The sequence below is a fragment of the Brevibacterium sp. R8603A2 genome (assembly GCF_023072605.1).
In the GTDB taxonomy this organism is placed as follows: Bacteria; Actinomycetota; Actinomycetes; order Actinomycetales; family Brevibacteriaceae; genus Brevibacterium; species Brevibacterium pityocampae.
Genome location: NZ_JALLGN010000022.1, coordinates 1 through 12,894, shown reverse-complemented (window position 1 = coordinate 12,894; position 12,894 = coordinate 1). Strand labels below are relative to the sequence as shown.

Genomic DNA, 12,894 nt, shown 5'->3' with positions numbered 1-12,894 from the left:
CAGGGCGGTTCACCCGTCTCGTTCGGCCACGCCCGGAGAAACCCAACTCAAGCCGTACCTCCGCCGGTATCATCGTGAGTGTTGGCCTGCCTGGGCCAGAGCGAGGGAGGACCAACGTGGCTGAGCCGTGGCTGTCCGCAGACGACATCGTCGCCCACCTCGGGGTCACCAAAGACACCGTCTACACCTGGATCGCCGAGAAGGCCATGCCCGCCCACAAGGTCGGACGCCTCTGGAAGTTCCAAGCCAGCGAGATCGACGACTGGGTGCGACGAGGTGGCGCTGCGGCCGACTCCGAGCCCTCCCCGCCAGGGTGAGCACGTCGCTCGCTTCGCGCCGCCGCTGACAATTTGTCGGTGGCACCCCATATCCTGATCCACTGCCCAAAATCGGAAGGAGGCACCCCGTGACAGAAGCGACAACAGACGCAACGTTGACGCTCGCGACGCTTCGCGCGGGCCAACGCCTCCGTGGCCTGGTGCCCGGGCAGACGGTCACCCTGATCGCCATCGATCCCATCGACGCCGAGTTGTTCGAGGTGTTCTACCGTGATGACTCCGGTCGCAGTGGCGCGCGTGCGATCACCGACGCCGACGCGGCACGGTTCGAGGTCGCGGGTGACTTCGAGTCCGCTCCCGCCTACGATGCCGACCCGGACGAGTTCCGGCTCGCAGCCGAGGCGCTGCGGATCAAGTACGCGGCGCTGTATGACCCGATGGTCGCGGTCAACAGTTCCGATGTTGATCCGCTGCCACACCAGATTCGCGCCGTCTACGAGGAACTGCTGCCACGTATCCCGCTGCGGTTCCTGCTGGCCGACGACCCCGGTGCGGGCAAGACGATCATGGCCGGGCTGTACCTGAAGGAGCTGATCCTGCGCTCAGACTGCGAGCGCGCAATTATCGTCGCGCCCGGCGGGCTCGTGGAGCAGTGGCGGGAGGAACTCAGCCAGAAGTTCGACCTGCGCTTCGAAGTGTTCAGCCGCCAGATGGTCGACGATGCCCAGGGTCGCAACGTCTTCGCCGAGCACCCGTTCCTGATCGCCCGCATGGACCAGCTCTCCCGCAGCGAAGACCTGAGCGAGCAGCTCAGCGAGGTCACCTGGGATGTCGCGGTCGTTGACGAGGCCCACCGCATGTCTGCCCACTACTCGTCCTGGGCGGGCGAGGTCGATGAGACCAAGCGTTTCAAGCTCGGGCGGCTGCTGTCGGAGACCGCGCACAACTTCCTGCTGATGACAGCGACCCCGCACGCGGGCAAGGAGGAGGACTTCCAGCTCTTCATGTCGCTGCTGGATCGCGACCGCTTCGAGGGCCAGTACCGGCAAGGCGTGCACCGCACCGACACCGACGGCCTGATGCGCCGCATGGTGAAGGAAGACCTGCTCACCTTCGAGGGCAAGCCACTGTTCCCCGAACGCAAGGCCTACACCGTCGAGTACGAGCTGAGCCCGGCCGAGCGAGACCTCTACGAACAGGTCACCGACTACGTCCGCACCGAAATGGGACGGGCCGAGCGGATCGCCCAGGCCGGGGACAAGAAGCGCGGCAACAACGTCGGGTTCGCGCTCACCGTGCTGCAACGCCGCCTCGCCTCCAGCCCCGAAGCGATCCTGCGCTCCCTGGAACGACGCCAGCAGCGCCTCGACACGAAACTGCGCGACATGCAGCGCATCACCGACGATGCCCGCTTCAGCACCTCGATCTCCTCACACATCGACGAATGGACGACGGGCAAGACGACACTGGACTTCGGAAGCGACGCGCTGCCCGCGTTCTCGGTCGATGATTTCGAGGACTTCGACGAAGAGACGACCGACGAGGAACGCGCCCAGTTCGAGGAACAAGCAGACCAGGTTGTCGATCTCGCCACGGCCGCGCAGACCATCCCTGAACTGCGGGCAGAGATCGCGATCCTCGAAGACCTCATCAAAGTAGCCCGGCGCGTCCGGCTGCAAGACGATGACAAGAAGTGGGTGCAGCTGCGCACCATCCTCGACGAGCAGCTCCTGACCCACGACGGCTCCGGCGATGCTCGCAAGATCATTATCTTCACCGAGCACCGCGACACCCTTGACTACCTGCAAGCCAAGATCACCGCCCAGTTCGGGCGTGCCGATTCGGTCATCACGATCCACGGCGGCACCCGCCGCGAAGACCGCAAGCTCGCCCGCGATCGCTTCACCCACAACCCCGACACCGTCGTCCTACTGGCCACGGACGCCGCCGGGGAAGGCCTGAACCTTCAACGTGCGCACCTGATGGTGAACTACGACCTGCCGTGGAACCCGAACCGCATCGAGCAGCGCTTCGGCCGCATCCACCGCATCGGCCAGCGCGAGGTCTGCCACCTGTGGAACATGGTCGCCCGCGACACCCGCGAGGGCGACGTGTTCACCCGGCTGCTGGCGAAGATTGACCAGATGTCAATCGCCTACAACGGCAACCTGTTCAACGTGCTCGGCGACGCCGACGCCTTCCAAGAGCGGTCGCTGCGTGACCTGCTGATCGAGGCAATCCGCTACGGCGACCAGCCCCAGGTCAAGGCCAAGCTCGACCGCATCATCGACGCCGGCGTCTCCCACGGCCTCGACGAGATGCTCGCCGAGCGCGCACTCCACCCCGAGATGTTCTCCGCACTCAACCTCGACGAAGTTCGCGCACGCATGGAGAAGGCCCGCGAACGCCGACTCCAGCCCGGTTACATCGCCGCCTTCTTCCTCCCCGCGCTCACCCGGCTCGGCGGACGCATCCGCAAGCGCGAGAACGGCCGCTACGAGATCACCCGCGTCCCGGCCCGCGTCATCGACACGGCGCGTCGCCTCAACCGATGGGCACCCGTCGCTGAGCAGTACGAGCGCATCACCTTCGAACTCTCAGGCATGCACCCCGACGGGCTCGCCGACGCCTCCCTCATCGCACCGGGCCACCCGCTGCTGCACGCCGTGATCGAGGCAACCATCGACGACCTCGGCCCCACTCTCAAGCAAGGCACGGTGCTGGTCGACCGGCGCACCAAGCAGACCGACGCACCGATGCTGATGTTTAGCGTCGAGCAGCGCATCGAGAACACCGCTGCCGATGCCGACACGGTTTCTCACCACTTCGACTACCCACTCCTCGAACAAGACGGCACCGTCACCGTGTCCGCAGCACCGCCCTACCTCGACTATGACCGACCGGACTCGACTGAGACCGAAGCCATCGCGGAGATCGCGGGCAGCGATTGGGCGCGGCAGAACCACGAGAAGCTCGTGCGCGCGTGGGCCTACCGTGAAGGGCTCCAGCCCCGAATGGACGAGATCAAGACCCGCCTCGACATCGAGACCGCGCGCACCCGGGCGCAGGTCAAGGATCGCTTGCTGGCCGAGATCAACCACTGGGATCGAGAACACAACCGCCTCGAAGCCCTCGAACGAGGAGGCACCGTCGGCAGGCTCCGCGCCGAGACCGCGCTCGTTCGTGCCCGACAACTCGATGAGCGGCTGAGCCACCGGCTCGAACAGCTCGATGAGGCCACCAACCTTGTTGCCGTACCCGCCGTCATCCGCGGGGCCGCTCTCGTCATCCCCAGTGCGCTCCTCGCGACCGACAACGAGCCTGAAGCACAGACCTTTGCCCGCCAGACCGAGGAAGTCGAGCGTCGAGCGGTCGAAGCCGTGCTCGCCGCCGAGCGGGCACTTGGGCGCGAACCTGTCGAGATGCCGCGCAACAACCCCGGCTACGACATCCAGTCCACCGACAAAGGCGGCTTCGTTCACTACATCGAGGTCAAGGGTCGCATCGAAGGTTCCGATACTTTCACCATCACCACGAACGAGATCACCTTCGCCCAGACCCAAGGCGACCGGCACCGGCTCGCCCTGGTCGAGGTCTCGACCAGCGGTGCTCCCAACGACCAGTTGCGCTACGTGAGCGACGCCTTCACCCACCTTGAGCCATCCGCGACCACCCGTTCCTACAACGAGGTCTGGCGCGACTACTGGGAACGCGGAGCACCACCGCGATGACCCTCACCACCGACACCAACCAGCCCGACGCCAGCGAGAGAAGCCCCGTGACCACCGCACCCAAGAAGAAGCTCATCGAAGTCTCGCTGCCACTCGAAGCAATCAACGCGGAGGCATCGCGCGAGAAGTCGATTCGCCACGGCCACCCCTCGACACTGCACCTCTACTGGGCACGCCGACCACTCGCTGCCGCGCGCGCAGTCCTCTTCGCACAACTCGTCGACGACCCGTCATCACGCCCTGACGAGTTCCCGACGGTGGAGGCGCAGGATGCTGAGCGCGCACGACTTCACGCGCTCCTGGAGAAGCTCGTCGTGTGGGATAACAGCAACGACGAAACCCTCCTACGGCAGGCGCGTGAAGAGATTCGCAAGAGCAACAACGGCGAGTTGCCCGCTGTGCTTGATCCCTTCGCTGGCGGTGGCGCAATCCCACTCGAAGCACAACGACTCGGGCTGGAAGCCCACGCCAGTGACCTCAACCCTCTCGCAGTGCTCATCAACAAGGCGCTCATCGAGATTCCGTCGAGGTTCGCGGGCGTGCCGCCTGTATTCCCCGGCTCGGCCGGAACCCGCAACGGATGGTCACGCGCAGAAGGGCTCGCGGAAGATGTCCGCCGCTATGGCGAGTGGATACGCGAGGAGGCAAGAGCACGCATCGGGAGCCTTTACCCAAAGGTCGAAACACCCGATGGAATGGAGCGCACTGTCATCGCATGGATATGGGCACGAACGGTCAGAAGCCCCAACCCAGCGAATCCGCTTGAAGTGCCGCTTGTAAAGTCATGGTGGCTCAGCAAGAAGAAGGGCAACGAAGCTTGGGTTAAGGCGACGATTGTCGATGGCAAAGTGCGCTACGAAGTGCGACTCGACGCGAGTGGTCCCAAAGGCGAGGATGACGGAACCGTGGGCCGAAAAGGCGCGCGCGCGATCGGTGACGGGACTCCAATTTCGTTGAACTACATCCGCCAGGAGGGCCGCGCCGGGCGCATGGGTGCACACCTCATAGGAGTGGTTGCTGAGTCAGGCCGAGGTCGAACGTACATATCACCGTCCGCGGCTGATCTCAGTGCAGCGATCATTCCACGCCCTGGCAACGTTCCAGATGGGAAGATTGGCCACTATCCGCGTGACATCAAGACGCAGACGTACGGGATGACCGAGTGGGCGGACCTGTTCACGAACCGGCAACTTGTGACCTTAACGACGTTGAGCGATCTCGTGGGAGAGGCCCGTCAGCGCGTGCTCGAAGATGCACTTGCCGCAGAGATCGAGGCTGGGCTCAGCCTTGAAGATGGAGGTAATGGCGCGGCCGCCTACGCCGACGCTGTTGCTACCTACCTCGCCTTCAGTGTTAGCAAGTCGACGAATACCGGATCGTCACTCACCAGCTGGATGAATGACAGAGGAGCGTTCCGGGAAACCTTTGCACGGCAGGCGATTCCGATGGTTTGGGACTATGCCGAAGTCAACCCGCTCGGAGACGTGGGGGGAACGTTCTCAGCTTGCCTGGACAAGCTATCGAGGTCGCTTGACCATCTGCCCTGCGGTATTGCGACCGTGGAGGCTGCCGATGCTGCCAAGAGGGACTACAAAGGGCTTGTCATATCAACTGACCCGCCGTACTACGACAACATCGGCTATTCGGACTTGTCAGACTACTTCTACGTTTGGTTGCGGCGGGCGCTTAGCAACGTGCATCCCACGACACTTGGAACGATGCTGACTCCAAAAGCCGAGGAGTTAGTGGCGAATCCTTATAGACACGGCGGGAAGGAAGCGGCCGAGAAGTTCTTCATCGATGGTTTCAATGCCGTATTCGCTCGCGTCAGGGAGGGCGCTAATCCTGCAGTGCCACTGACTGTGTACTACGCATACAAACAGCAGGAAGCAGGTGCTGATGGAGCTGCCTCGACAGGCTGGCACACTTTGCTTGATGGACTGATCGGTGCGAGTTGGGAAATTACAGCTACCTGGCCGATGCGAACAGAGGGTGCCGGCCGGATGATGGCGAGTGGCAAGAACGCTCTCGCGTCATCGATCGTACTGGCATGCCGTCCGAGGCCAGCAGATGCCCCCGCCACCACGCGCCGGGCCTTCGTGGCTTCGTTGAAATCTGAGCTCCCCGAGGCTCTGCGAACCCTCATGCAGGGTGCTATCGCACCGGTGGACCTTGCTCAAGCTGCGATTGGCCCTGGCATTTCGGTATTCTCTCGCTATTCGCGTGTCCGCGAAGCAGATGGCTCCGATATGAGCGTGAAGGATGCGCTCCTGCTCATCAATTCGACGCTCGACGAGGTGATTGGCGAGCAAGAGTCGGACTTCGACCCGGACACGCGCTTCGCGGTGAAGTGGTACCGGCAGTACGGCTGGGGACAAGAGAACTCCGGGATCGCGGACCAACTTGCGCGCTCCTCGGACACTTCCATAGGCACTCTCGAACGCGGCGGTATCTTCGAGGCGAAGGGCGGTAAGGCCCGTCTGCTACCGCCGTCCCAACTTGACGACGAGTGGGACGCAGCAACCGACGAGCGTGTCAGCGTTTGGGAGGCCACGGTTCGTCTCGCGGCGGTGATGGCGAAGGACGGTGCCGACAAGGTGGCGGAGCTGCTGCCGTCTGTTCAAACGCGCGTGAACTTGGATGCGGTGAAGGAGTTGGGCTTCCTATTGTTCCACGAGGCGGAGAAGAAGAAGGACACGAAGGACGCGATCCTCTTCAACGGTCTGGTGAGCGCGTGGGGCGACGTGAACGAGCAGGCACGCAAGTACGCGTCGACGCCACGCTCGTCACAGCAAGAGTTCGACTTCGATGAGGACGAGGATTAGGTCATGTCCGGCAAGCGAGATCAAGCCCAGAGCCGAGGCACAGCGGCGCGCAGCTCTGGTGCGGACCTGACTCCGTTTCGCGCTTTCGCGGAGTCGGTCAGCGCCGAGGGCGGCGAACTCGTCGATCAGGTGTCGGCCCTGATCGACCAGGCGCAGGCGTTCGCTGCGATGCAGGTGAACGCGACCTTGACTCTTCGGAACTGGTACATCGGTCGCTTGATCGATGTGGCCGTGCTGCGCGAGGGGCGCGCCGGGCACGACCAGGAACTTGTTGCGTCACTGGCGCAACAATTGACCTCACGGTATGGGCGAGGCTACGACCGGACGAACCTGTATCGGATGGTGCGGTTCTCCCAGCAGTTCACGAAGCCCGAACTTGTTGCGTCACTGACGCAACAAGTCAGCTGGACCCACTTCCGCGAGCTGCTTCCGCTCACAACCGACGACGCACGAGCCTTCTACGTGAAGGAGATCATCGACCGCCGACTCAGCGTCCGTAACCTGCGCTACGCCATCTCCCGCAAGGCGTTCGAGCGTCGTGAGATTGCCGACTCCCAGATTCCCGAGGGCTCGGCGGTCCCGCTGGACGCCTTCCGCGATCCGATGCTGCTGGACATGCTGGGGCTGGCCGACACCTACTTGGAGCGCGACCTCGAATCAGCACTGGTCCACGACATGGAGGCGGTACTGGACGAACCTTCCACCCAAGGCAGAGCTCCAAGCTCGTATCCAGGCGGTCTACCGGGAGGCGCAGGAGCGGATCGCCCGCAGGCAGCTCACCGCAGCGGCGGAAGAAGACTTCGATGAGTAGGGATTGGCCGGCGCTGGATGCAGCCTCGTCGGCAGCAAGTAGTGGTTTCTAGGAGACAACGATGGCGATGAACAACCGAGATCGAGTGGGCAAGGCGTTCGACCTGCTCTCCGAAGGGCTCCTGGACGAGGTCGATGAGGTCATGACGCGGGCCTACAAGACTGCTGACTGGCCGGCCGCGTGGGCGAAGGAGGATGCCCAGCGCCGGGGCGGGCCGCTGCGCACACTGACCAAGCACGACGTGCAGGTCCAGCTCCGCGCGATCACCGAGCAGGGCTACCACTTCAAGGACGTGCTCTCCCGCGCCCAGCAGGGCTTCGCTTCCGAGCTGCGTGAGACCCGGAACCTGTGGGCACACAACGAGCCTTTCTCCTCTGACGACGCATCACGTGCCCTAGACACGATTGAGCGGCTACTGCATGCGGTCGGCGCGGTCGATTCCGCCGAGGATGTACGGAAGCTGCGCGTCGATCTACAGCGCACGGTGTTCGAGGATCAGACCCGCAAGCAGGTGAAGCGTACGAAGGTGTCCCTCGAACCTGGCTCCGGTCTGCGCCCGTGGCGTGAGGTGATCCGACCCCATGATGACGTGGCGCGTGGCGCGTTCACCGCATCGGAGTTCGCGGCCGACCTGCACCTGGTCCACACTGGTCAGGCGACGAGCCCCGAGTACGGCGATCCGGTGGAGTTCTTCACCCGCACCTACCTCACCGAGGGATTGCGCGACCTGCTGTCACGCGCTCTGCGACGCCTGAACGGCGAAGCTGGCGCGAGCCCCGTGGTGAACCTGCAAACCAACTTCGGCGGCGGCAAGACCCACTCGATGCTGGCGCTGTACCACTTGTTCAGCGGTACTCCGGTCAAGGACTTCCCGCAGGAGCTTCAGGAACTCATCGCCGCGAACGGCAACCCCGATCTCGGCGCACTCGACGTCCGACGGGTGGCCCTCGTTGGTACCTACCTGAAGGCCGGGTCGCCGATCATCAAGGACGACGGCACCGAGGTTCGCACGCTCTGGGCTGAACTCGCGTGGCAGCTCGGCGGGCGCGAAGCCTACGACCTGATCGCCGAGGACGACCGCGCGGGCACCAACCCCGGTGAAGCGCTGCGCACGCTGATCGTGCACTATTCGCCGTCGCTGATCCTGATCGACGAGTGGGTGGCGTACGCTCGCCAGCTCGTCACGGACAAGGAACTGCCGTCCGGTTCGTTCGAGACGCAGTTCACCTTCGCGCAGTCGCTCACCGAGATCGTTCGGTCCGTGCCGGGCGTGATGCTTGTGGTCTCGATCCCGGCATCCGACACCGGCACCGGCACTGAGGGACGCGGTAGCGACATTGAGATCGGTGGCGCGAACGGGCAGCTCGCGCTGGAACGTCTCCAGAACGTGATCCGTCGCGTCGCAGACCAGTGGCGGCCGTCGAGCAAGGACGAGTCGTTCGAGATCGTCCGGCGTCGGCTGTTCCAGGCGCCGAACGCCGAAGGCCTCACCACGATCTCGGCTGTGGCGCGTAGTTTCACGAACCTGTACCGCAACAACACCGCGCTGTTCCCACGCGATGCGGCATCGCCGAATGACGACTACGAGAAGCGCATCCGCGCGTCCTACCCGCTGCACCCCGAGCTGCTGGACCGCCTGTACGAGGACTGGTCGACGCTGGAGCGGTTCCAGCGCACCCGTGGCGTTCTCAAGCTCGTCTCGTCAATCGTGCACGAGCTGTGGGCATCGAACGATGCCTCGCCGCTGATCCTGCCCGGCAACGTGCCGCTGGATGCGACGACGGTGAACACAGACCTGACGCAGTACCTCGAAGACCAGTGGAAGCCGATCATCGACTCCGACATCGACGGCCCCGGATCGACCGCGCAGCAGATCGACCTCGACCGCCCCAACCTCGGCCAGCGGTTCGTCACCCAGCGCATCGCGCGCACGATCTTCATGGGCGCGGCACCTCGGATCAAGAGCACCCGCAAGGGACTCGACAAACAGTACCTCTGGCTCGGCACCGCAGTGCCCGGTGACACCCTCGGGAACTTCGGCAGCGCCGTCGAACTACTCGCGCAGCGCTCGACCTACTTCTACGAGGAGCAGGGCCACTACTGGTTCGACACCCAGCCGTCGGTCACCAAGACCGCGAACGACTATGCCGAGCGGCTCCGCGAGGATGTCGAGACGGTGTGGAACGAGATCACGCGCCGCCTCCAAGGAGAAGAGCGCGTGCGCGGTGTGTTCGACCGGGTCCACATAGCCCCGTCGTCCTCCGCCGACATCCCCGACCTTGAAGACACGCGCCTGGTGATCGCGCACCCGCGGCACGCCCGTCGCAAGCAGGACGGCGCGGACTCGGCCGCGCATGCGTGGGTCCGTGACGCTATCGAGAGCAAGGGTGCGAGCCAGCGCATCCACCGCAACACGCTGATCTTCCTGCTCGCCGACAAGAGCGAACTGGAGGGCCTCGAAGCCGCGACCCGCAGCTATCTCGGTTGGAAGCGAGTTCAGGCGACCAGCGACAGCCTCAACCTGTCGGCGCAACAGCGCAAGCAGACCGACGACTGGGTGTCCCGGCTCGATCAGACCGTCTCCGACCGCATCCGCGACACTTTCGTCTGGGCGGTCTACCCGGAGCAGTTCGACCCGACCAAGCCGTTCGAGCTCGTGGCCGACAGGGTGCCCGACTCCGGCGGACGTTCCCTGGCCGAGCGCGTCAGCGCCAAGCTCGGACGTGAGGATCAGCTCGTCACCGACTTCGGCGCCCCGATTCTCGGGGCCACCCTGCACCACGAGCTCGGCGCGCTGTGGCGCGACGCAGGCGAGATCACGGTCGGCGAGTTGTGGGGCTACTTCACCCGGTACACCTACCTGCCTCGCCTCGTCCGACGCGAGGTGCTCGACAACGCCATCGAACAGTCACTCTCGGCGGTGCTCGTCGACAATGAACGGTTCGCGATCGCATCAGGCAAGGACGCCGAGACTGGCCGCTACCGTAGCCTGCTCGTGGCACCGAACCCGAACACCCGGATTCAGGTCACCGACAGCACCCTGCTCATCGAAACCGAGCGCGCCCAGAAGCAGGCCGATGCAGACCGGATCGCGGCCATACGTGAGGCTGCGATGAACGCAGCCACGACCGACGGGGACTCCGCTGCCGTTGGGCCGGTTGACTTCGTGTGGACGGGCAGCTCGTCCACCGAGGGCGATGAGCCGTCCGAAGCCGAGTCTGCGCTGGAGGCAGTGCTCGCCCGGTTCTTCGGTTCGGTGAAGATCGACTCCGACCGCTACGCCCGCGACATCGGCAACGTGACCCGCGAGGTGATCGACCGCCTCGCCGGAGCAGGTGCCCGGCTCGACATCACCATCGACATCCAGGCCACTAAGCCCGACGGCTTCGACGAGTCCGAGGTTCGCACCATCGGGGAGAACGCCCGAGTCCTCAAGTTCGACCCCAGCTCCGGCTTCGAGAAGAGCTGAGGTAAGAACTCGTGAAAATCACCTCGGTTGAGATATCGAACTTCAAGGCGCTTGAACAAACCAAACTCGACCTGCACCCCACGTTCAACGTACTTGTCGGAGCAAACGGGTCTGGGAAGAGCTCGGTGCTGCAAGCCCTCCACTGGATGTTCCAGTCTGGGCGCAACTTCAGTGTTGAGCCGAAGAAGGGTGATACAGCCTCGACTCTCTCCGAGAAAGACGCGATCTACATGCCTTCCCCTGACTATAGGAACGCTGGGCACGGCACAGAGTACGGCAATACGCACGGCAAGCCACAGCTTGGCGTCACCGTCGTCGCGAAGACCGACGACGGCTCCGAGGTGACAGCAGAGATGTGGCTGAAGGCCGCACGCAACGAGGGCATCTCTGTGCATGTGCCCACAGGTAACACGATCGTCTCGCATATCCGAGACCAGTCCCGCGAGTTCAGCGCGTATATTCCGGGAGTCGCGGGGATCCCTCTCAACGAGGAGAAGCGCTCAAAGCTCCTCGTTCACCGATCCGCTGCGGCAGGCGACGCGAACACCGTACTCCGGAACATGCTGGACCTTCTTCGAAGAGTAACTGTGGATGGTCGTAATGGGCTCGAAGTCGTTGAGGACTTGGTGTCGCAGGTGATGGGCGAATTTTCGTTGAAGGTGGCCTTTGACGACGAGAAGCACATTCGCGTTATGGCGACATTCAGGACTGGGGACATGGTTGCCGGGGACGACAAGGCGTATCGGCCGCTGGAGCTCGCTGGTATTGGTTACCTCCAGGTGCTTCAGATTTTCTCCTACCTTGTGTACTTCAGGCCGGTCGTACTCTTGGTGGACGAACCAGATGCTCATCTCTACCCGATCGCTCAGGAACGTCTCGTCAAGGTTCTGGCGCAGGCGGCACAGGACTTTGATTCGCAGATACTCCTGACCACGCATAGCCCATCCATCGTTCGCGCGCTCCCAAGCGAATCGCAGGTCATCTGGATGCGGGACGGCGAAGTTCAGCCTGAGGGAGACACCGACGGCCGGCTGCTCATGGGCTGGGGTCTACTTGACCGGAAGATCGTTCTCCTGACCGAGGACACGAACACGGACATGCTCAGATCGATCTTGGCGCAATGGCCAGATATCGAACGTGCCACCGCGATCTGGCCATTTCACGGGTCATCTAATATTCCACCGGCCGATGCCATCGATGGGCTCAAGGCTCTACTGGCAGCGGACGTACGCTTGGTGATTCACCGGGATCGTGACTTCCTCATGCCTGCTGAAGTTGCGAAGATCGCTAAACCCTATGAAGACCTTGGGCATCGATTCTGGGCCACCAAGTACTCCGACATTGAGGCTTACTGGGTGGACCCGGAGGTCATTGCATCGCACTTCGGCGTTACTCACGATAAGGCATCCAACATCTTGGCGAACGCGCTCGCCGAAGCGGAGAAGAACGACGATCAACTGAAGAAGAGAAGAAAAAAGCGAAGTGAAGCTCTAAGCAAGATCAACCGCGATGGCAGCCTTCCTCACTTCGGCGACGAAGACGTGCGCGCCGAAGCGGAGGCCGACGGCACCCAGTTCGGTGTGCTCGGCAAGACAATGATCGGTCGAATACGGGAAGCAGCTTCAGCGGCAGGCCTTGATAGAAGTGGGAGCTTCGGCAAGTACGTTCCAGCGACGCTCGCGCACCCAATCGCCGATGATCTTCGCGCGCTACTTGAGGCCCCACAGTAGGTGTGCAGAACAGCAGATGACGTGTGCGCACTTCACGCTGAACCGCCCCA

The 12,894-nt window shown here is 63.4% G+C and carries 6 protein-coding genes; all 6 read left to right on the top strand.

Going from position 1 to position 12,894, the window contains the following annotated elements; translation table 11 throughout:
• Positions 1-116 precede the first annotated feature (116 nt).
• Positions 117-317, top strand: coding sequence for a helix-turn-helix domain-containing protein (locus MTQ12_RS14520; protein ID WP_247619188.1), 201 nt, complete (start codon positions 117-119; stop codon positions 315-317).
• 89 nt (positions 318-406) lie between these two features.
• Positions 407-4,009 carry a helicase-related protein gene (locus tag MTQ12_RS14515; protein ID WP_247619187.1) on the top strand — a complete coding sequence of 1,201 codons (3,603 nt, stop codon included), beginning with the start codon at positions 407-409 and terminating at the stop codon, positions 4,007-4,009.
• Positions 4,006-6,834, top strand: coding sequence for a DUF1156 domain-containing protein (locus tag MTQ12_RS14510; protein WP_247619186.1), 2,829 nt, complete (start codon positions 4,006-4,008; stop codon positions 6,832-6,834). Before MTQ12_RS14515 ends, MTQ12_RS14510 begins: the two co-directional genes overlap by 4 nt.
• 3 nt (positions 6,835-6,837) lie before the next feature.
• Complete coding sequence (locus MTQ12_RS14505; protein WP_247619185.1) at positions 6,838-7,641, top strand: DUF1016 N-terminal domain-containing protein; 804 nt, start codon at positions 6,838-6,840, stop codon at positions 7,639-7,641.
• Between the two features lie 65 nt (positions 7,642-7,706).
• On the top strand, positions 7,707-11,114 hold the full coding sequence (locus MTQ12_RS14500) for a Swt1 family HEPN domain-containing protein (protein WP_247619184.1): 3,408 nt from the start codon (positions 7,707-7,709) through the stop codon (positions 11,112-11,114).
• A gap of 11 nt (positions 11,115-11,125) precedes the next feature.
• A complete protein-coding gene (locus MTQ12_RS15300) occupies positions 11,126-12,844 on the top strand; it encodes an AAA family ATPase (protein ID WP_247619183.1) in 1,719 nt (572 codons plus the stop codon).
• Positions 12,845-12,894 lie beyond the last annotated feature (50 nt).

Bases quoted from the DNA above. Each gene is read 5' to 3' on its own strand.
- MTQ12_RS14510 (WP_247619186.1), top strand. From the start codon at position 4,006: ATGACCCTCACCACCGACACCAACCAGCCCGACGCCAGCGAGAGAAGC.
- MTQ12_RS14505 (WP_247619185.1), top strand. From the start codon at position 6,838: ATGTCCGGCAAGCGAGATCAAGCCCAGAGCCGAGGCACAGCGGCGCGC.
- MTQ12_RS14500 (WP_247619184.1), top strand. From the start codon at position 7,707: ATGGCGATGAACAACCGAGATCGAGTGGGCAAGGCGTTCGACCTGCTC.